Source organism: Archangium sp., from assembly GCF_057119385.1.
Map to the genome: position 1 here is coordinate 127,370 of NZ_DBNGVP010000125.1, position 19,423 is coordinate 146,792.

At 70.0% G+C, this 19,423-nt stretch carries 16 protein-coding genes; 10 read left to right on the plus strand and 6 right to left on the minus strand.

All coding sequences use genetic code 11. The features are described from left to right. The first annotated feature begins 6 nt into the window (after positions 1-6). The gene (agmC, locus tag AC16DP_RS30915; protein WP_329729711.1) at positions 7-3,165 is read left to right on the plus strand and encodes an adventurous gliding motility protein AgmC; all 3,159 of its coding nucleotides are present in this window, start codon (positions 7-9) and stop codon (positions 3,163-3,165) included. Positions 3,166-3,237: 72 nt separating this feature from the next. Here agmC and AC16DP_RS30920 read toward each other — a convergent pair whose 3' ends face one another. Then, positions 3,238-4,806: a sensor histidine kinase gene (locus AC16DP_RS30920; RefSeq protein WP_329729710.1), complete on the minus strand. Its 1,569-nt coding sequence runs from the start codon at positions 4,804-4,806 to the stop codon at positions 3,238-3,240. A gap of 120 nt (positions 4,807-4,926) precedes the next feature. On the opposite strand from AC16DP_RS30920, the gene AC16DP_RS30925 reads away from it, so the two are divergent. Beyond that, positions 4,927-5,061 (plus strand): YetF domain-containing protein, encoded by a 135-nt coding sequence (locus AC16DP_RS30925; RefSeq protein ID WP_329729709.1) that lies wholly within the window; start codon positions 4,927-4,929, stop codon positions 5,059-5,061. Between the two features lies 1 nt (position 5,062). Here the strand turns inward: AC16DP_RS30925 and AC16DP_RS30930 are convergent, their stop codons facing one another. Continuing rightward, a complete protein-coding gene (locus AC16DP_RS30930; RefSeq protein WP_329729708.1) occupies positions 5,063-6,052 on the minus strand; it encodes an endonuclease/exonuclease/phosphatase family protein in 990 nt (329 codons plus the stop codon). 163 nt (positions 6,053-6,215) lie between these two features. On the opposite strand from AC16DP_RS30930, the gene AC16DP_RS30935 reads away from it, so the two are divergent. From AC16DP_RS30935 to AC16DP_RS30955, 5 genes are all read left to right on the plus strand, one after another. Further along, on the plus strand, positions 6,216-6,764 hold the full coding sequence (locus AC16DP_RS30935) for a hypothetical protein (protein ID WP_329729707.1): 549 nt from the start codon (positions 6,216-6,218) through the stop codon (positions 6,762-6,764). Positions 6,765-6,814: 50 nt separating this feature from the next. Further along, positions 6,815-7,657 (plus strand): AAA family ATPase, encoded by an 843-nt coding sequence (locus AC16DP_RS30940; protein WP_329729706.1) that lies wholly within the window; start codon positions 6,815-6,817, stop codon positions 7,655-7,657. 13 nt (positions 7,658-7,670) lie between these two features. After that, positions 7,671-8,879 (plus strand): vWA domain-containing protein, encoded by a 1,209-nt coding sequence (locus AC16DP_RS30945; RefSeq protein WP_329729705.1) that lies wholly within the window; start codon positions 7,671-7,673, stop codon positions 8,877-8,879. A 69-nt stretch (positions 8,880-8,948) separates the two neighbouring features. Then, positions 8,949-9,809: an SDR family oxidoreductase gene (locus AC16DP_RS30950; RefSeq protein ID WP_329729704.1), complete on the plus strand. Its 861-nt coding sequence runs from the start codon at positions 8,949-8,951 to the stop codon at positions 9,807-9,809. A gap of 110 nt (positions 9,810-9,919) precedes the next feature. Next, a complete protein-coding gene (locus AC16DP_RS30955) occupies positions 9,920-10,360 on the plus strand; it encodes an organic hydroperoxide resistance protein (protein WP_329729703.1) in 441 nt (146 codons plus the stop codon). Between the two features lie 79 nt (positions 10,361-10,439). Here the strand turns inward: AC16DP_RS30955 and AC16DP_RS30960 are convergent, their stop codons facing one another. From AC16DP_RS30960 to AC16DP_RS30970, 3 genes are all read right to left on the minus strand, one after another. Further along, complete coding sequence (locus AC16DP_RS30960) at positions 10,440-10,853, minus strand: immunoglobulin-like domain-containing protein (RefSeq protein WP_329729702.1); 414 nt, start codon at positions 10,851-10,853, stop codon at positions 10,440-10,442. A 113-nt stretch (positions 10,854-10,966) separates the two neighbouring features. Beyond that, entirely contained in the window at positions 10,967-11,290 is a 324-nt protein-coding gene (locus AC16DP_RS30965) for a DUF4286 family protein (RefSeq protein WP_329729701.1), read from the minus strand. Beyond that, positions 11,287-12,471 (minus strand): DUF6068 family protein, encoded by a 1,185-nt coding sequence (locus AC16DP_RS30970; protein WP_329729700.1) that lies wholly within the window; start codon positions 12,469-12,471, stop codon positions 11,287-11,289. Before AC16DP_RS30970 ends, AC16DP_RS30965 begins: the two co-directional genes overlap by 4 nt. Here AC16DP_RS30970 and AC16DP_RS30975 point away from each other — a divergent pair. The 3 genes from AC16DP_RS30975 to AC16DP_RS30985 all read left to right on the plus strand — a co-directional run bounded on the left by AC16DP_RS30975 (position 12,470) and on the right by AC16DP_RS30985 (position 15,565). Beyond that, the gene (locus AC16DP_RS30975) at positions 12,470-13,045 is read left to right on the plus strand and encodes a hypothetical protein (RefSeq protein ID WP_329729699.1); all 576 of its coding nucleotides are present in this window, start codon (positions 12,470-12,472) and stop codon (positions 13,043-13,045) included. The two genes, AC16DP_RS30970 and AC16DP_RS30975, sit on opposite strands and share 2 nt — an antisense overlap. A gap of 91 nt (positions 13,046-13,136) precedes the next feature. Next, positions 13,137-14,774, plus strand: coding sequence for a sigma-54 dependent transcriptional regulator (locus tag AC16DP_RS30980; RefSeq protein WP_329729698.1), 1,638 nt, complete (start codon positions 13,137-13,139; stop codon positions 14,772-14,774). A gap of 269 nt (positions 14,775-15,043) precedes the next feature. Then, positions 15,044-15,565, plus strand: coding sequence for a hypothetical protein (locus tag AC16DP_RS30985; RefSeq protein WP_329729697.1), 522 nt, complete (start codon positions 15,044-15,046; stop codon positions 15,563-15,565). Between the two features lie 25 nt (positions 15,566-15,590). Here the strand turns inward: AC16DP_RS30985 and AC16DP_RS30990 are convergent, their stop codons facing one another. After that, positions 15,591-19,247: a protein kinase domain-containing protein gene (locus tag AC16DP_RS30990; protein WP_414640730.1), complete on the minus strand. Its 3,657-nt coding sequence runs from the start codon at positions 19,245-19,247 to the stop codon at positions 15,591-15,593. Positions 19,248-19,423: the final 176 nt, after the last annotated feature.

Below are 19,423 nucleotides of genomic sequence, written 5' to 3' on the forward strand. Positions count from 1 at the left end.
AAGAACATGAAGAACGGACTCTTCAAGAAGTGGCTCACGGCGGCACTGTGCGTGCTGGCCCTCGGCTCGACGGCGGCGCTGGCCGAGCCGGATACGTTCTACCTGGGCACCGGGCGGACCGGCACGTTCACGGTGGTGGGCTCCAACAACGTCATCAACAGCTACGGCCGGGTGACGAACGCGCCCGCCGCCAAGGAGGACTTCCTCCAGGTGGACTCCGTGTTCTGCTCGGCGCCTCCCTGCTTCGCCGTGGGCGATCTGGTCATGGTGCTGCAGACGACCGGCATCGTGCCCGAGCCGGATTCCGGTGACACGGGTGCCACGAACATCTCCGACAAGCCGGTGGGGCGCTGGGAGCTGGCCCGGTTGAAGACGGTGTCGGGCTCGGGCTCGACGGCGGATCTGACGCTGACCGCGCCGCTGGTCTACTCGTATACGAGCAACGTGACCCAGGTCATCCGGGTGCCGGAGTACATCGACCTCACCATCGATACCGGAGCGACCCTCAAGGCGCAGGCCTGGAATGGCCGTATCGGAGGCGTCCTGGCGTTCCTGGCCCAGGGGAAGGTCATCAACAATGGCACCATCACCGCCAGCGGCGCGGGGTTCCGGGGCGGAGTCTTCGTCAGGGACAGCAGCGGCAAGGCCGGATGCTTCGGCAATGACGAGCCGGCCCAGTCTGGAGCGCAGAGAGGTGAGGGCCTCGCCAGCCTGCGTTATGGCACCGCGCAGACGGGCCGGGGCAATGTCGCCAATGGCGGTGGCGGCGGCGTGTGCGTGCAGTCGGGTGGCGGTGGTGGTGGCAACGGCGGAGCCGGTGGGCAGGGTGGCTTCACCTCCGATATCGACAGCAGCCGGAACGTAGGCGGGCTGGGCGGAACGGTCGTCCTCCGCTCCACCCGTACGGCCGATAGCCTCGCCCTGATCGATCGCCTCATCTTGGGGGGGGGTGGCGGCGCGGGACATGGCACCGACCCTTCGGGCACCGCGGGTGGCTCGGGTGGCGCGGGCGGCGGCATCATCTTCATCCGGGCCGGTGAGCTCCAGAATGCCATCGGGTCCAGCTTCACGGCCGCCGGGGCGGCGGGTGGCGCGGCGACGACGGATGGTGCCGGCGGTGGTGGTGCGGGTGGAGACATCTACCTGCGGGTTGCTCGGAGCATCACGTGCGCGTCCACGACGACGAGGCTCTCCGTCAGTGGTGGCTCGGGTGGCAGCGTCTCGGTGGGTGACTACGTGGGGCCCGGTGGCGGCGGTGGTGCCGGGCGCATCCTGCTGCAGGCCGAGAGCGTCACTTGCGGCACCAGCACCCTGGGTGCTTCGCCTGGTTCCCAGCTGGATCCAGGTGCACCAGGAGGAGCGCCTTATGGTGCAACGGCAGGCGGAGCCAAGGCCGCTGAAATCATCTCCAGCTCCTTCGCACCTCCGGCTCCGCCCACGGTGGTTTCGCCGGCGAACAACTCCTTCACCAACAACGTTCGTCCTCCCATGACCGGCACGGGCGCGCCAGCCTCGTCCAGGGTCTACGTGTACGTCGACGGCATCGAGCTGGGGTGGACGACCTCCGATGCGTCGGGCAACTGGAGCTTCACCCCGACGGCGGACATCCCGGCCGGGGCGCACCAGGTGCGGGCGGTGGCGGAAGCCCTGGGCGTGCGGAGCAATCCGAGCGCCGCCAACACCTTCACGGTGGATCTCAAGGCGCCGGAGGCCGTCATCGTCTCGGGTCCGGCGTCGCTGGTCAACTCGCGCAACGCGACGTTCGACCTGGATGTGAAGGAGGCGGATACGGGCGTGGTGTACGAGTGCAAGCTGAGCCCGGCCACGGCTTTCACCACCTGCTCGGACCCGGCGGCCTTCACGGTGCCGGCGGATGGCCCGTACACGCTGGTGGTGCGCGCGCGTGACGCCGCGGGCAACGTGGGCCCGGAGACGACCCCCTACGCCTGGACGGTGGACACCGTGGCGCCGGAGGCTGAAATCCTCTCGGGACCGCCGAGCGTGAGCAACTCGCGAAACGCGACGTTCGACCTGGATGTGAAGGTCGCGGACACGGGCGTGGTGTACGAGTGCAAGCTGAGCCCGGCCACCACCTTCACCAGCTGCGCGGATCCGGCGAACTTCACGGTGCCGGCGGATGGCTCGTACACGCTGGTGGTGCGCGCGCGTGACGCCGCGGGCAACGTGGGCCCGGAGACGGCGCCCTACGCCTGGACGGTGGACACCAAGGCCCCGGACGCGCGCATCGTCTCGGGACCGTCGAGCCTGAGCACCTCGCGGAGCGCGACGTTCGACCTGGACGTGGTGGAGCCGGACACGGGCGTGACGTACGAGTGCAGGTTGCTCCCCATCGAGGCGACCTTCACCCCGTGCACGGACCCGGCGAACATCACGGTTCCGGCGGATGGCCTGTACACGCTCGAGGTGATCGCGCGTGACGCCGCGAACAACGTGGACGCCTCGCCGGCCACGTACACCTGGACCGTGGACACCGTGGCGCCCGCCGCGCCCGTCGTGGAGAGCCCGGCGCCGAACGGCACGGTGGACACCCTCACGCCGGTCATCCGCGGCACGGCGGAGCCCCACAGCACCGTCACCGTCATCATCGACGGCGTCGTGGTGGGCACCGTCCCGGCGGATGCGTCCGGCAACTGGAGCTACACGCCCACCTCGCCGCTGGAGCTGGGTGAGCATCGTGTCCAGGTCCGTGCCACGGACGAGGCGGGCAACACCGGCCCCACCACTCCCGATTCGCACACCTTCACCGTCGCTCAGGACACCTCGGCGCCGGAGACGGCCATCGACTCCGGTCCGTCGGACACCACCTCGGAGCGCACCGCGACGTTCGAGTTCAGCTCGAACGAGCCGGGCGTGACGTACGAGTGCAGCCTGGACGGCGCCCCCTTCACCCCGTGCACCTCGCCGGTGACCTTCACCAACCTGGCGGATGGCGAGCACACCTTCCGGGTGCGCGCTCGCGATGCCGCGGGCAACGTGGATGCCTCTCCGGCCGGCCGTACCTGGACCGTGGATCCCAACGCGGGTGGGGATGTCGCCTTCCTGGGCGATGGCATCGGCTGCTCGGCCTCGGGTGGTGACGCCTCGTGGCTGCTGATGGGCCTGGGCACGTTCCTCACGCTGTCCCGCCGCCGCCGCCGGAACTGAGCGCTCACGGCACATGACCCGGGCCGGGCTCCCCTCCCCACGTGGAGGCGGGGCCCGGCCTTTTTCATGGGCTCAGTGCACCGGGTGGGGCGAGTCCTCCGCGGGCCGAGGAGCCGGCGGCGTGGGGCTCGCGGCGGACAGCAACGGAAGGGCCACGTAGAAGGTGGCGCCCCGGCCCACCTCGCTCTCCACCCAGATGCGGCCGCCGTGGCGCTCGACGATGTCGCGGCTGATGTAGAGGCCCAGCCCCAGCCCTCCGTAGGAGGTGACGGAGACGTTCCGGGCGCGGAAGTAGCGCTCGAAGAGCTGCTCCTGCTGGTCCTGGGGAATGCCGATGCCCTCGTCCGCCACGGACAGCAGCGCGAAGTCCCCGCGCACGTCCAGCGTCACGCGCACGGTGCTGTCCGCGGGGCTGTACTTGAGCGCGTTCTCCAGCAGGTTGGCGATGACCTGCTCCAGCCGGTACGGGTCTCCCCGGATGCGCACCGCCTCCGCCGGGTGCGAGTAGTCGATGCGGTGCTGGCCACGCTCGGCGTCCATCGTGGTCAGCGCGCGCTCGATGATGGCATCCAGCCGCGTGGGCTCGAAGTGCAGCGCGAGCCGGCCCGCCTCGATGCGCGAGGCATCCAGCAAGTCATTGATGAGCGCGGCCAGCCGCACCAGGTGCTGGCGCGCGTGGCGCAGCAGGGTGGGGTCCACCGGCTCCTTGCGCTCCAGCCGCCGCTCCAGGCTGGCCAGCCGCAGCGACAGCGGGGTGAGCGGCGTCTTCAGCTCGTGCGAGGCGATGGTGAGGAAGTCGTCGCGCACGCGGATGGCCTCCTGGGCCTCGCGGAACAGGCGGTTGCGCTCAGCCTCCGCGATGCGCTGCCCGGTGATGTCCTCGACGATGGCCACGCCCCCCTCCACCTGGCCGTCCTCGCCGAAGCAGGGCGCGAAGTGGGCGCGCACGGGGGTGAGCTTGTTCGCGGTGATGGAGCGGTACTCCCCCTCGTAGTAGGCGTGGCGTCCGGCGAGCACGTCGCGCACGCAGGTCAGGATGGCCTCGTCCTGGAGGGTGAGCAGGTTGAGCCCGATGAGCATCCGCTTGGAGGAGCCCAGGATGCGCACGAAGTAGTCGTTGCACGCGACGATGGTGGGCGCGGTGTCGAAGTGGAAGAGGCCCAGCGGAGCGTTCTCGAAGACGAGCTGGTAGGCGCGCTCCCCGGCGGAGCCCGGCGGTTGCGGTGCGCGCGCGTGCACCTCGGAGGACACCCGCTCCAGGGGCTCGTCGGTGTAGTCGGGGAACTCGGGCGTGCGCCGCAGCACCACGGCGATGCGCTCGCCCTCCACGCCCATGGAGGTGCCCACCGTCACCTCCACCTCCAGCTCCGCGCCCCCGCGGCGCAGCAGGAAGACGCGCACGGGCCGTCCGCTCAGCGCACGCCGCCGGCCCAGCAGGTAGCGCAGGATGGAGTGCCCGGCGAAGGAGCGCAGGCGCTCGGGAACCAGGCGGCCGAAGGGCTCTCCCCGCAGCTCCTTCAGCGTCCAGCCAAGCAGGCGCTCGGCGGCGGGATTCAGGTAGAGGACGCACTCGCCGCCGTCGCAAGCCACGAGTGGATCCGCCATGGCGTCCATCAGTTCCCTGAAGTCGTCGCCGGCCATGTTTCCCTCGGGGAAAGAGGGTCACCTCCTAGAGCCTACAGGTTGGAGATGGCGGGGCCGACGGGCCGCAGCCCGCGGTTGCCCGGCCGCCGTGCCGAGGTGGGGGCGGGGGCAGGCCGCATGCCGCTTCCATGCCCAGCTTTCCTTCATGAACAGCTGCGCTCCCAGGGCCGGGATGACCTGGGCTCGGTGCGCGCGGCCTTCCTCGAGCCCAATGGCCGGGTGACGTTCCTCTTCCGCGAAGCCGGGCAGTGACTCACGCCCCGGCGGGCGCGGGAGGCTCGGCGTGCGCCGCGGGCGGCTCGAGCTGGAAGCGTGCGATGAGGGGCATGTGGTCCGACAGGCCGTGGAAGCGGCTGCGCATGTCTCCGAAGGGGCTCGTGTCGTCGGCGTCCAGCCAGCGCACCCCGCCTCCGGAGAAGATGTGGTCCAGGTGCATGCGCATGTGCATGAAGCCGGCGGTGGGGAAGCCGCGGGGCTGCCGCGGGTCGATCTGCCCCACCGCCGCCTGGGCGTCGATGAAGCAGGCCTCGTCACACAGGTAGTGGAAGACGGGCGAGGCCGGCGGCGAGTTGAAGTCCCCGCAGACGAGGAAGGGCTCGGCATTGGCGCGGGCCCGTACCAGCTGGGCCAGCGCGCGCGCCTCGTGGAGCTGGTTGATGCCGTTGCCCATCTTCTCGCGGGTGGCCCAGAAGGCGCGGGAGAAGGGGGTGGGCAGGCTCAGGTGGGTGTTGAAGATGTGGAAGGGAAGCCCGTCCTCCAGGCGCAGCAGCCGCATGTGGGCGCAGATGCGGCTCTGCTTGCGCTCGCGCAGGGCCCGCACGTGGTGGTGGGTGATGTGGTGGGGCGCGTCCACGTTGTGCGTGTCCACGGCGAGCCGCTGGGTGTTGACGAGGATGGCCAGCCCGGTGGTGTAGAGGGAGAACTCGCCCAGCTTGTAGTGGTGGGCGCGGAAGTAGAAGGCCTCGTAGGGCATGGGGCGGCGCAGGTGGGCGAACGTCTCCTCCATGCGCCCCATGAAGGCTTCCAGCTGCGTCTCGTCGGGGCGGGAGCGCCGGTGGGCCACGTTGCTGCGGAAGGACTGGGTCTCCACCTCTTGCAGGCAGACGATGTCCGGCAGGGGACTCAACGTGGCCAGGGCCGCGGCGACCCGACGCTTGGGTCCCAGCGTGCTGGCGAGCCCGCGCAGGGCGTGTCCGAAATAGCGGACGTTGTAGCTGACGATCCGGAGGGGCGTAGGGACCATGCTCGCTCGAAGTTACGGATGCTCCGCTCCCTGCGGGAGCACCCTGGACCTTGCGCATCCCCCCTGTCTCCGGATACTCCGCCGCTCCCGGGGTTGCTCGGCTCCCCCGGGAGCATGCGGACCGCCCACTGGCCGGCAGTGGGCCTGGAGAGGAAAGACGACCATGAAGCTGCGTTCGACGCTGTACGCCGTGGCGGCGGTGATGACGGTGGGCATGATGGGCTGTGGTGAGCAGCCGCGGTACTACCGGGTGTCCATCGACCGTTCGCCCCTGGGCAGCATGCCCTCCTCCTGTTACAGCTCCGGCACCGCGCCCACCCCCAACGACCGGACGAGCAACGTCGTCGACGTCGCGCAGTGGGTCCTCTGGGACGGCGTCGAGGGCCAGCAGTACCTGGCGGTGGGCGACATCAACTACTCGCTGGGCGATGCGCGGGTGGACATCGACGTGAGCGACGCCATCGTGAGCGTCGAGAAGGCGGACAAGCCGACCTTCACCGTCGAGCGGACGCAGACCGGCCCCAACCGCGTCTCGCGCGCCACCTATACCCTCAACAAGGTGGGGGACACCCTGGAGGGGACGATCGCGCTGAGCTACGAGTGCAGCGGGAGTACCGGGTGCGCGCCCAACTGCAACGCCTCGCTGAACTTCGTGGGCCGCCGCCTGAGCGCCGAGCCGATGGTCTTGGTAGGCAGCGACGCCGCGAGATAGCGGGCAGGCAGGCGGAGCGGGCGGGTCGGTGTTAAAGGAGGGGACACGCCATGACGTCCTCTCCTTCTCGATTCCGCGGAACCGATTCCTACCTCTCCAGCGAGGGCCTCCAGGCCGCCGTCAACTGCGCGCTGACGCTCCAGCGTCCGCTGCTGGTGCGCGGCGAGCCGGGGACGGGCAAGACGCTGTTGGCCGAGGCCGTTGCCGAGAGCCTGGGCCAGCGCCTGCTCACCTGGCACGTGAAGAGCACCACGCGCGCCCAGGACGGCCTGTACGTCTACGACACCGTGCAGCGCCTGTACGACTCGCGCTTCGGTGAAGGGGACGTGCGCGACATCCGCCGCTACATCCGCATGGGGCCGCTGGGCGAGTCCTTCGCCTCGAAGGAGCGCGTGGTGCTGCTCATCGACGAGGTGGACAAGGCGGACGTGGAGTTCCCCAACGACCTGCTCCACGAGCTGGACCGGATGCGCTTCCGCATCGCGGAGACCAACGAGGACGTGGTGGCCGCGCACCGCCCGGTGGTCATCATCACCAGCAACAACGAGAAGGAGCTGCCGGACGCCTTCCTGCGCCGGTGCGTCTTCCACTTCATCGACTTCCCGGACCAGGAGCTGATGCGGCGGATTGTCGCGGTGCACCACCCGGGGCTGGACGAGTCGCTGACGGAGCAGGCCCTCAAGGTCTTCTACGAGCTGCGCAACTTCACGCGGCTGCGCAAGCGCCCGTCCACGAGCGAGCTGGTGGATTGGATCGCCGTGCTCAAGGCCAACGGCGTGACGAACGTGAAGCTGGACGACAACCTGCCCTTCCTGGGCGCGCTGCTGAAGCGTGAGCAGGACCTGATGGCGGTGGCGGAGGCCTTCGGGCGGGGCCGCCGGACGAAGGCCTGAGCGGAGGCGAGCCATGTTCCTGCCCTTCCTCTACGAGTTGCGGCGGCGCGGAGTCCCGGTGGGCGCGCAGGAGGCGGTCGCGCTGGCGGGAGCGCTGAAGGCGGGGCTGCACGACAGCTCGCTGGATGGCTTCTACCACGTGGCGCGCGCGCTGCTGGTGCACTCGGAGACGCACCTGGACGCCTTCGATCAGGCCTTCCTGGCGCACTTCAAGGGCATGGAGGGCGCGGGGCAGAAGCTGAAGGACGAGCTGCTGGAGTGGTTGAAGGAGGCGCGCGAGCGGCGCGAGCTCACTCCAGAGGAGCGGGCGCTGCTGGAGCACTTCAGCGTGGAGGAGCTGGAGAAGCTCTTCCAGCAGCGGTTGGACGAGCAGGACGAGCGGCACGACGGCGGGACGAAGTGGATTGGGACGGGAGGCGCGTCGCCCTTCGGGCACTCGGGGAACCCGCGCGAGGGCTTCCGGGTGGGAGGCGAGGGGGCCGAGGGCGGTGGCGGCCGCATGGCGATGAAGATCGCCGGGGCGCGCCGCTACCAGGGCTACCGGGGCGACGTGGTGCTGGACACGCGGCAGATGGCGGTGGCGCTGCGCAAGCTGCGGGCCTTCGCGCGCGAGGGCGTGGCGGACGAGCTGGACGTGGAGGGCTCCATCGCGGCCACGGCGAAGAACGCGGGCGAGCTGGAGGTGGTGGTACGCCCGCCGCGCCGGCCGAACACGCGCGTGGTGCTGCTGATGGACGTGGGCGGCTCCATGGACCCGTACGCGCACCTGGTGAGCCGGCTCTTCTCGGTGGCGAAGCAGGCCACGCACTTCAAGGAGCTGCGCACGTACTACTTCCACAACTGCGTCTACGGGCGCGTGTTCGACACGCCGTACCTGGTGGGCGGCATCAGCGTGCCGGACCTGCTGGGGCAGGTGGGGCGGCACCACAAGCTGGTGATGGTGGGAGACGCGTTGATGGCGCCGTACGAGCTGACGATGCGGACCAACGCCGAGGGCCGGTACGACCCCACGGAGGGGAAGGAGGGCCTGGTGTGGCTGATGGAGCTGGCGCGGCACTTCGAGCGCAGCGCCTGGCTCAACCCGGAGCCTCCGCAGACGTGGCGGGGCAACACCATCCAGGCGGTGAAGAACGTGTTCGACATGTTCCCGCTGACGCTGGAGGGCCTGGGTGAGGCGGTGGCGCACCTGACGAAGGGGCGGATGGTGCGCGGGCGCCGGTAGGGGGCCCCTTGAGTCGCGCGACGTTTTCGGGCCAACGTCCCCCCGTTTCCACGCAACAGGGGAGCAGCGATGACGACGATTCTGGTGACGGGTGCCACGGGCACCATTGGTTCGCAGGTGGTGTCCGCGCTCAAGGGGCGCGATGGCGTGACGGTGCGCGCGGCGGTGCGCAGCGCGGCCAAGGCCAAGGCGCTCGAGGGCGGCAACGTGACGCCCGTGGACTTCGAGTACACGAAGCCGGAGCTGGTGCAGAAGGCCGTGGCGGGCGTGGAGCGGCTCTTCCTCGTGACGCCCTTCACCCCGGACCAGGTGGACCTGGGCGCGCGGCTCGTGGATGCCGCCAAGGCCGCGGGCGTGAAGCACATCGTGAAGCTGTCCGCCATGGGCGCGGACTTCGAGGGCGGCATCCTGCTCGGACGCTGGCACCGCACCCTGGAGCGCTACATCCAGGGCTCGGGCCTGACGTACACCTTCGTGCGGCCCAACAACTTCATGGAGAACTTCATCAACTTCTACCCGCCGGGCAAGGACGGGAACATCTACCTGCCCTGGGGCCAGGGGGCGTGCAGCTTCATCGCGGGCTCGGACGTCGCCGCGGTGGCCGCCGCCGCGCTGACCTCGAGCGGCCATGAGAACAAGGCCTATACGCTCACCGGTCCCGAGGCCTTCACCATCGCCCAGGCCGCCGCCACCCTCGGCGAGGTGTCCGGCAAGAAGGCCAGCTACGTGGACGTGCCCGAGGCGGCCGCGAACAAGGCCATGCTCGACATGGGCATGCCCGCGTGGATGGTGGACGCGATGATGGAGCTGCACGGCATCGACAAGGCGGGCTACGCCGCCGAGGTGACGGACGCGGTGCGGAAGGTGACGGGCCGCGCGCCCGTGAGCTTCGCGCAGTTCGCCAGGCAGCACGCCGCTTCCTGGAAGTGAAGCACTCGCGACACTGAGGCGCCGGGGCTCCTCCGGAACACCATGCGGGCAAGAGGAGAGCGGGTTAGAAGGGCCGCTCACTTCGCAGTCCACTCCGGAGGAGTCTCCCCATGGCCCCCATCGCCATCCAGCCGCTCTACACCGCCACCGCCACCTCGCACGGGGGCCGCAACGGCCGCGTCCGCTCGGACAACGGCACCATCGACATGCCGCTCACGATGCCCAAGGCGCTGGGCGGCGCGGAGGCCGCGGGCTCCACCAACCCCGAGCAGCTCTTCGCGGCGGGCTATTCCGCGTGCTTCGAGGGCGCGCTGCGGCTGGTGGCCGGCAAGATGAAGAAGCAGATCAAGGACGCGCACATCACGGCGAAGGTGACCATCGGCAAGACGCAGGAGGGTGGCTTCGGTCTGTCGGTGGCGCTGCACGGCAAGCTCGAGGGCGTCTCGCAGGCCGAGGCGGACGAGCTGATGCACGCCGCGCACAAGGTGTGCCCGTACTCGCTGGCCACCCAGGGCAACATCGACGTGAAGCTCTCGTCCGAGGTGGCCTGAGTCCACACTCCTCTCCCTCTCCCACCGGGAGAGGGGCCGGGGGGGAGGGTGCCACGCCTCCCGGGTTGAATCCCGTGGTTCAGGGCGCTTCCGCGGGTTGGAGGTGGAAGGCGTTGGATGCCACCTCCTGGCGCTCCCCGTCCCAGTCCACGCCCGTGACGAAGCGGTACGTCCCTTCCGGGAGCGTCTCGGGAAGGGGGCGGAGGGACTCGCCGCTCTCTCCTGGCCAGATGTTGTACTGGGGGGCCGCGCAGATTTGCCGGCCGGGCGGAGGAACCACCGTCCACGTCCCTCCCTCGTCGCGTTGCAGCGAGGACATGCAGAGGTTGTAACCGAGCACCTGGAGCGAGTCGTTCCGCAGCAACAGCTTCACCTGCGAGCCGGGTGCGTAGGTCTCCTGGTCCGTCTTCAGGACGGCCTCTCCCACCCGAGGCACACCACAGGCCGTCAGCCAGAGCACCGCACCGCCAAGAAGCACATTCCGATGAAACATGTCGCTCACCCCCATCGACGCTCGCCGGTCCGAGCGTCGAGGCGGGGATGATACGGCTTCTCGGGAGTCCGGGGGGACTGCTCACTTCGGCCGCGGCAGGAAGATCGCCGACACTACCCGAAGCTGGCCACCTCGGTGAGCACGGCGCGCGAGGGCCGTGTCACGTAGCCGAAGTGCTTGTCCGACTCGGCGCGCAGGTGCTTCGCGGCGTCGCTGGCCACGTAGCGCTCCACGGCCTCCAGGCTCGTCAGCTCGTAGTGGCACACGTAGCGCGCCCAGCCATCCGAGGCATTCACGGTGTCCTTCCACTTGCGGCAGCGCAGGAAGCCGGGCTGGCGCAGCACCTCGGGGACGTGGATGTCCTCGTGCCAGCGGTTCCACGCCTCCTCGGAGCCGGGCGCGACCTCGATGGTGACGATGTAGAGGGCCGTTTTCACTTGGACACCTCCGGCAGCCAGGTGCCCCAGCGGACCAGCCGCGTGCTGCCCTCGGACTCGCGCTTGCCGCCCGCGCCCACGCGTTCGGTGCCCTCGGTGAGCGTCTGGAAGCGCGCCTCGTAGGGCAGGCCCGACAGCGTGGGCGCCCACGGGTCGGCCGCGTAGGTCTCCGAGGTGATGCGTTGCGTGCCCTCCTCGTTCGCGGTGCGCTGCACGGTGAGCGCGGGCACGTCACGGCCCTCCACGGTGAAGGTGCCACGGGTGGCCGTCGTGGCGGCTCCGGCCGGAGGCCACTCCCCAGAGTTCAGCACCTCGACGGGCAGGTTCAGCAGGGCCTCTTCCAGGGGCTGCGGCTCGGCCTGGGAGAAGTCGGAGCAGGGAAGGGCGTTGGCGTCCACGGGGCCCTCGGCGCGCAGGAGGAAGCCGCGCTCGGCGGCGAAGCACACGCGCTGCACCGTGGGCGAGGGGCCCACTTCCACGCGCCGGTCGTAGTACGCGCCGGGGCCCAGGGGCCGCTCCAGCGCGGGCGGCGTGGCGGTGGCTCCGGACGAGCCCTCGCGCACCTCGAGCACCCGGAGTTGATGGTTGCCCGGGATGCGGAAGCCGGACAGCGTGGTGTTCGCCTCGAGCAGGCCGCGCGTGAGGTAGAGCGGGCCCGGCTGGACGGCGTACACGCGGGTGCGCAGGGGGCCGTCCACGGGGCGCTGATCGCTCACGTAGCGCAGGGCGTCCCATTCGCGGCCGACAGCTGAAGTGCGCTCGGCGGTGGCCTGTCCCTGTTGCGGTGCCTCGAGCGTGCGCGTGGTGTCCGCGCGCACGGGGACGAGCAGGTCCTTCGCCAGCCGCGTCTGGGCCAGGGGCTTGCCAGCCTCGTCGGTGAAGGACACGCGCAGCCACACCCAGGGCTGCTGCACGGCCACCACCTCCACGGCCACCTGGCCCGCCAGGGTGCGTGCGTTGCCGTCGGCGCCCCGGCTGGCGGAGAAGGCGTAGGAGACGCGGTCACCCACCCGGGCGCGCTGCCAGGAGTCGGTGCCGGTCCGCACGGGGGAGGGATTCGGGGCCTGCGTGTCGGAAGGAGAAGGGCCGCTCGACTTCGTGCTCTCGCAGCCGGGGAGGAAGCTCAGGGCCGCGCCCAGCAGCGCGGTGGCCAGGGGAAGGGCAGGGTGGCGCATTCGCATGCGGGACTTGATACACCGGGAGTGGATTCCGGGGAGGCACCATGAGGTCGGAACAGGAAGGGGCTCCCACCTTCCACGGTTGGGGGGTGGCGCTCGGACTGGTGGGGGTGGTGGGGGTGCTGGCCCTGACGGTGCTGTGGCCCGAGGTCCTGCGTCCCCGGGCGGCCCGGCAGCTGTCCCTGGCCGTGAGCCGGGGAGACGTCGCGGCCGCTGGCCTGTGGCTGCGGCTCGTGGACCCGGATCGCATGGCCTCCTCCGTCCTGGGCGAGGCCGCGAGGCAGGGGAACAGGGACATGGTCCGCCTGCTCCTGGTCCCACCCCCTTCCAGGAGGCCGCCCGGTACGGGCACCTGGACGTCATGCGTCAACTCATCACCGCCGGTGCGGATGAGGAGGACGGCGAGGCGCTGGAGGGGGCCAGCCGGGACTGCCGGCCGGAGGCGGTGAAGCTGCTGCTCGGGCAGGGGGGCTGGAGGCGCAAGACGCCCCTCCTCCCCGAGACGGTGGCGCGGGCGCGGCGGCTGGCCGGGGCGGCGGGGTGCGAGGCCGTGCTCCGGCTGCTCCCCTCCCCGTAGCGCTCGCCGCCGGACGCCTGTCGCACGGCTCCGGACGTTCGCCCACCGGGGGCACTCGGCGGAAAGCAGCGGCGGTGTACATTTGCAGGCCATGCGTGAAGCAAAGCTGGATGATGTCAGTACGGTCTCCCTGCCGAAACGGGGCGTTGGCGCGCAGGCCCTTCCGCTCGTTCCGACGCTGACCATCGTCTCCCATCCCTTCACCCGGCGGGTGGGAGAGCGGCTCCTGCTGGGAGAGTTGCTCGCCGGCAAGAACGTCGAGCTCTCCCGGAGGGCCCCCGACTTCGTGCGGCCCGGCCAGACGCAGGGCGCGTCCCTGGCGGACCCCCACCTGAGCCGCAAGCCCATCATCTTCGCCCCCGGCGAAGGGGGACGGGTGCGGTTGTTAGTCGAGGATGGCGGCACCCAGGTGGTGGCGGGTGAGCTCATCCGGGGCGGCCGGGAATTCAGCCCCGAGGAGCTGGCCGCGGGCATTCCCCTCGAGCTCGCCGAGCGCGTGGTGCTGCTGCTGCACCAGACGGAGCCCGACACGGGGGAGGTCCAGGACTCGCTGGGGATGGTGGGGCAGAGCCCGGCCATCCGGCGGGTGCGCCGGCACATCTCCCAGGTGGCGGACCTGAAGGTGTCGGTGCTCATCCGCGGCGAGACGGGCACGGGCAAGGAGTTGGTGGCGCGGGCCATCCACCAGCACAGCCGCCGCCGGGACGCGCGCTTCATCAGTGTGAACCTGGGGGCCATCAACAAGGAGCTGGCGGAGGCGGATTTCTTCGGCACGAAGAGGGGGGCCTTCACGGGTGCCCAGGAGCGCGAGGGCCTCTTCCGCAGGGCCCATGGCGGCACCCTGTTCCTCGACGAGGTGGGCGAGGCGCTCCCGGATCTGCAAGTGAAGCTGCTCCGCGCGCTGGAGGAGGAGGTGGTGTCTCCCGTGGGGTCGGACACCATCGTCCCCACGGACGTGCGCGTCGTGGCCGCGACGGATGCCAACCTCGAGGAGCAGATCAGCAATGGGCGCTTCAAGGAGCCGCTGAAGCACCGGCTGGCCGGCTATGAGATCCGCCTGCCGCCGCTGCGCGAGCGCCGCGAGGACATTGGCCTGATCTTCTTTCACTTCGCTCGCGAGGCGCTGGCGGAACTCGGTGAGGCCTGGCGCCTGGATCCCGAGGATCCCTACGCCGAGCCGTGGCTGCCCGCGCCGCTGGCGGCCCGGCTCGTGCGCCACTCCTGGTCCGGCAACATCCGCCAGCTGCGCAACGTGACTCGTCAGCTCGTCATCGCCAACCGCGGCCAGAAGCAACTGAGCGTGGATTCCCAACTCGACAAGGAACTGGGCCCGGTGACTCCTCTCGGGCGGCCCTTGCGTATGTCGGTGGCGGTGGATCCCCAGGCCACGCCCGCGCCGAAGGCCGCGGCCGAACTGAAGGAGGTGCCCCGCCGCAAGCCCGCGGACATCCCCGAGCAGGAGCTGCGCGCGGCGCTGCGCGCGAACTCCTGGGACTTGAAGAAGGCCGCGGACCAGCTGGGCATCCCCCGGCCCTCCATCTACGACCTCCTGCGCAAGTACGACATCCGCACGGCGGGAGACCTCTCGACGCAGGAGATCACCCGCTGCTACCACGAGTGCAAGGGCAACCTGGATGCCATGGTGCCGCGCCTGGAGGTCTCCAAGCAGGCGCTGCGCCGCCGCATCAAGGAGATCAAGGAGCTCAAGGACCTGGAGCTCGGCGCCTAGCGCAGGCCGGTCACTCGTCGACATGTCGAAGCGCTCGGGGTGCCTCTCCACCCGACGCCGCTCGACATGTCGAAACCTCCTCCCACGTTCCCATTTCGCGAGAGCCCGGCCGGGAAAACCGGCCTTGGGGTTTCCATGGGGCGGCACGCCCGTTGCTCTAGCCTGTTGGCATCCGAGGCCGGGAGGAGCCGGGCAGCAAGGGGGGCGGCTCCTTCCGGTCCTTGGGGGTTTCGAGTCTCAGCTCGGTTTGACTCCTGGAGGGGGAAACCATGTCGCAGGACAAGGTGATGAAGAGTGGTCGCGGCAATTGGCGCAACGCCAGGAAGGAGGTGGCCTTCAAGGTTCCGGAGAACTGCCCGTGCCTCAAGCGGTTCAAGATGCGCGTGGTGTTCAAGGCGCAGGACTCCAGCGAGTCGATGGGCGCCCTGTGCGTGGACAAGGACGGCAAGGAGGTGGAGTGCCCGACCCTCGTGCCGGTCTTCTCCGTGGAGGGCTCGGCCTCCCAGGCTCCGGGCCAATGCCCCTGCCTCGAGCGCCTCCATGTGCGCGTGCGGCTCGAGCAGGAGCCGTCCACCGGGGCGATGGGCCTGCTGTGCGTGGACAAGGACGGCAAGGAGGTGGAGTGCCCGACGGGGATCGTTCCGGTGCTCCCCGTGGAGGGGGCGGCTTCCCTGACGGGCTCCGTGTGGTGCCCCTGCCTCACGCATGCCCTGGGACTGGCGCCGAAGCAGGAGGCGCCCGGCATGAAGGGCCTGCGCTCCAGGCCCGTGGCGTTCTTCCCCAAGCTGTGAGCGCGGATGCGTGCCGGTCCCGGCGTCACCCACGCCAGGACGCGGGCACGCGTTTGCGCATGTCCTGGAGGTGATGCTCCCACTTGCGCTGGAGGTAGGGATTGCTCTTCAGCGTCTGGTTGAGCTCCTCCCAGACCTGGAGCGCGCGCGCTTGCTGCTCGGGCGAGGCGGGGTCCTTCGCCGCGAGCAGGAAGAACGCACGCATCACCCTGGCTTCCTGCCACTCGGGGCGTTCGAGCACCAGATGCTCGGCCAACGCGAGTCCCTCGGCCTGGAGCTGACTGGGCTCTCCACCCTGTTGCCGCGTCCAGGAGGCCCACTCCCAATAGAGGTGGCCAAGGGCCCGCCGCAGCTCCTGGTTCTCGGGCTCGGAGTCGAGGGCCGTGCGCAAGACGTCTCGCGCGAGCTGGAAGTCCTTGTCCGGCTCCTGTCCCCGCCGTGCCTTGGTGAGGGCCTGGACCTCCAGGAGCCTGCCGTGCTGCAACGCGATGTAGGCGTCATGGGCGTTGAGCTCGCGGGCCTTGCCGATCTCCTTCAAGCCCTGCGCCAGGCTCTGAGCCGGGTCGCCCTCATGCTCCAACTCGAACAGGGCCTGGTTGTAATGGAGCCAGGCCAGGTTGGCCCAGGGGAGGTGGCGCCGCTTCCCCATGCCGGAGACTTCCCTCAGGACCGGCTCGGCCGCGCGCACGCTCGGTTCCGGGTCTTTCCCCTGGAGCCTCAGGTACTCGGCATGCAGGGCCCGGAGGAAGCCCAGGCTACTGCGGGAGAAGTAGTGCTGCGGAGAGGCGATGATGGCCTGTCCGAGAAGCTTCTCGGCCTCTTCGAACAGGGCGTGGGGATCTCCTCCACGCTCCATCTCTTCCCGGGCCAGCTCGGCCAGGTCGTACGCCTCATTGTAGCGGTAGAGCGGGGACTCGGGGTTGATGTCGCCCCCCAACCGGAACAGCGCGCGGGACTCGAGATACTCGGGCCGGGGATCTCCACCCCTCACCTTGAGCCTCCACGCCAGCTCCCGGTGGACGAGCGCCTCATGGTAGTAGAGCACCGCGTAGTGGGGATTCACGGTCCGTGCTTCCTCGAGGAGCCGCCTGGCCTGCTCCAGGTCTCTGCGTGGATCATTGCCGTGGCGGCTCACGGCTCGCCTGTAATACGCGGTGGCGAGACTGACCCGCGCGATCATCTGGCTCGGGTCCATCATGAGGGCCGTGTGAAAGGCCTCGATGGCCTTGCTCGCGGGGGTCAGGTCGTCCGCGCCCGGTGAAGTCTGGGACTCGTGGTCCGCCCAGGTCTTGTAGATACGGCCGCGCAGCATGTGGAACGCGGGGCCCTGGTGCTTGGGGGCAATGCGCTCGATGGCCGTGATGGCTTCGCGGAGTTTCTCGCGCGGATCCTCCCTGTGGTCGTAGAGGTTCTTGGACGCCTGCCACAGGACCCACCCCAGCTCGAGCCTCGCCTCTGGCCGCTCGGGCTCGAGCATGCTGGCGGCCTTGATGGTCCCGAGTGCCTGGTCCAGGAGCCGCTGCGCTTGCTCCGGTGGGAGGTTCGGGTCGCCGGCGAGCAGGAGGTGGAAGCGGGCCTCCAGGAGCCTGGCCTCGTAGGCACGGTCGGGCGCGACCGCGATGGCGCGTGACACCGCCTGGAGTCCCTGCTCGTACAGGGACTGGATGTCCTTGCCATGGCTGGAGGTCTCCATCTCCAGCCAGTCGCGCTCGAGCTGCGCCCTGGCCAGATGGAGGTCGGGATCTCCGCGGCCGATCTCCGCGGCCTGGGCATAGGCGAGGCGGCCTTTGCCGAAGGCGGTCCGGGCCTGCGCGTATTCGCCCAGCTTCCAGTGACGGGAGGCCCACGTCAGGTAGATGTCTCCGCGAAGCCGGGGGGCCGCGTAGAACCCGGGAGGGCCTTCGCTCAGCGCATCCAGGCGGCCCAGGGCGTCCTCGAGACGCCCTTCATGCCAGGCGATGAGCGCCTGCACGTATTCATGCGGCACGGAGTCATCCAGGCCTTCCAGGTTCTGGAGCTTCTCGAGCAACGGTTTGCGCAAGCGCAGCTCGAGCTCCTGTCTGCGTTCCTGGAGCCATTCGTCCGCGGGGAGCTCACCGGGTTCCGGGTCCTTGCCGAGGCGCTGCCGGTATTGGCGCTCCATCTCCAGGCTTTGTTCCTGGTGGAACTGCCCCAGCACCAGGGCGAGGGAATAAGCCACCTCGGGCTCGCGGTAGCCCTGGCTCCACGCGTTCTCCAGGTGCTCGCGGGCCTTCACCCTGTCCCCGAGCGCGAGGTGGCCCCGCCCCAGGGCGTAGTGGCCCGGTCCCTGGCCCCGGGGGCCGGCCTCGCGCATCCAGGACTCCAGCTCGTGCATCCACTCGCGGAGCTGCTCCCGGTCACGGATGGGGTCTCGCGGCGGCGAGAGATGGGCGTGGAGCATGAAGTTCTCGATGTCCTTCACCCTCGCGGTGTAGCGGCTGAGCAGCTGCTCGAGCTGGGCGAACTCGCGGCGGAGCAGGAAGCCATAGCCCCCGGCGAGCGCCATCAGGGTGAGCGCCATCGAGCCCAGGGTCACGGCGGCCCGCCGGTGCCTGCGGGCCTTCTTGCGCAGGCGGTACCAGAATCCTGCGGGCCGAGCGTGCACCGGCTCGCCATTGAGGAAGCGCTCCAGGTCCTCGGCCAGGGCGCGTGCCGAGTCGTAGCGGGCCGAGCGCTCCTTCTCCAGGCACTTGAGGACGATGGCCTCCAGGTCCACCGGGATGTCCTTGTCGAGCGCGCGCGGCGGCCGGGGCTCCACGGAGGGGATGTTGCTGAGCACCTCCAGGTGGTTGCTGCCCTGGACGGGATAGGTACCGGTCAGCAGGTGGTAGAGCGTGGCGCCCAGGCTGTACACGTCCGCGCGCCGGTCCAGCCGCGTCACCTCGCCGCGGGCCTGCTCGGGCGCCATGTAGTGGGGCGTGCCCAGCACCGAGCCCGAGGCCGTCATCCCCTCCTTCCAGTCGCGCGCCAGCCCGAAGTCCATGACGTAGCACTTGAGGCTCCCGTCCTGGGTGCGCTCCACCATGATGTTGGAAGGCTTGAGGTCCCGGTGGATGAGGCCCACGCGGTGGGCCGCGTGCACGCCCTCGGCGGCGTCCCGGAGCACCATCGCCTTCTGCTCGGAGGAGAGCTCCCCGGCGAGCTGGTTCAACGGTTGCCCGTCGATGTACTGCATGGCGATGAAGGGTTTCCCCTGGACCTCGCCGACCTCGTACACCTGACACACGCGCTCGTGCACCACGCGCGCCTGGGCCCGGGCCTCGAAGACGAAGCGGCGCGCGGCGTCGGGGTCGTCGCCGCGGACGAACTTCAGGGCGACGTCGCGGCGCAGCCGGGGATCATGGGCGAGGAAGACCTGGCCCATGCCTCCCTGGCCGAGCAGGCGCATGAACTGGTAGCGCTCCCAGCCGGGCACCGGAAAGTCCGCGGCCTGCAGGACGGGGACCTCGCGCGAGGGACGGTGCACCGTGACGGTGTCGTCCGACGGCTTCTGCGTGGTCCGGGTCTGCTCCTGGGACTCCTTGCGCAGCGAGACGAGGGAGTCCTCGGACAGCCGCCCCCGCTCCACGAGCAGCTCCAGCGGAGCTCGTCCCAGGCGGAGCGCTTCCTCGCGCAGGGCCTCCGCCTCCTCCCGGGACAGAAGGCCCTCGGCCACGGCCATGCGCAGCTCCGAGTCGAACGCGTTGCTCACGAAAGTCCCCCTGATGGTGAGCGGCATCTTACGACTCCCTTCGCGCGGGTGAAGAGCCCAGGCTCCAGCAAGGGGTAGGCCAGCGCCCGGTTCGCCGGGGGTGGTGCTCCACGGGGAGGGTTTCGACATGTCGAAGCGGGTGTTCG

Bases quoted from the DNA above. Each gene is read 5' to 3' on its own strand.
- AC16DP_RS30975 (WP_329729699.1), top strand. From the start codon at position 12,470: ATGCGGGACTTGATACACCGGGAGTGGATTCCGGGGAGGCACCATGAG.
- AC16DP_RS30930 (WP_329729708.1), bottom strand. From the start codon at position 6,052: ATGGTCCCTACGCCCCTCCGGATCGTCAGCTACAACGTCCGCTATTTC.
- AC16DP_RS30940 (WP_329729706.1), top strand. From the start codon at position 6,815: ATGACGTCCTCTCCTTCTCGATTCCGCGGAACCGATTCCTACCTCTCC.
- AC16DP_RS30920 (WP_329729710.1), bottom strand. From the start codon at position 4,806: ATGGCCGGCGACGACTTCAGGGAACTGATGGACGCCATGGCGGATCCA.
- AC16DP_RS30985 (WP_329729697.1), top strand. From the start codon at position 15,044: ATGTCGCAGGACAAGGTGATGAAGAGTGGTCGCGGCAATTGGCGCAAC.
- AC16DP_RS30945 (WP_329729705.1), top strand. From the start codon at position 7,671: ATGTTCCTGCCCTTCCTCTACGAGTTGCGGCGGCGCGGAGTCCCGGTG.
- AC16DP_RS30980 (WP_329729698.1), top strand. From the start codon at position 13,137: ATGCGTGAAGCAAAGCTGGATGATGTCAGTACGGTCTCCCTGCCGAAA.
- agmC (WP_329729711.1), top strand. From the start codon at position 7: ATGAAGAACGGACTCTTCAAGAAGTGGCTCACGGCGGCACTGTGCGTG.
- AC16DP_RS30955 (WP_329729703.1), top strand. From the start codon at position 9,920: ATGGCCCCCATCGCCATCCAGCCGCTCTACACCGCCACCGCCACCTCG.
- AC16DP_RS30935 (WP_329729707.1), top strand. From the start codon at position 6,216: ATGAAGCTGCGTTCGACGCTGTACGCCGTGGCGGCGGTGATGACGGTG.
- AC16DP_RS30925 (WP_329729709.1), top strand. From the start codon at position 4,927: ATGCCGCTTCCATGCCCAGCTTTCCTTCATGAACAGCTGCGCTCCCAG.
- AC16DP_RS30950 (WP_329729704.1), top strand. From the start codon at position 8,949: ATGACGACGATTCTGGTGACGGGTGCCACGGGCACCATTGGTTCGCAG.
- AC16DP_RS30960 (WP_329729702.1), bottom strand. From the start codon at position 10,853: ATGTTTCATCGGAATGTGCTTCTTGGCGGTGCGGTGCTCTGGCTGACG.
- AC16DP_RS30990 (WP_414640730.1), bottom strand. From the start codon at position 19,247: ATGGCCGTGGCCGAGGGCCTTCTGTCCCGGGAGGAGGCGGAGGCCCTG.
- AC16DP_RS30970 (WP_329729700.1), bottom strand. From the start codon at position 12,471: ATGCGAATGCGCCACCCTGCCCTTCCCCTGGCCACCGCGCTGCTGGGC.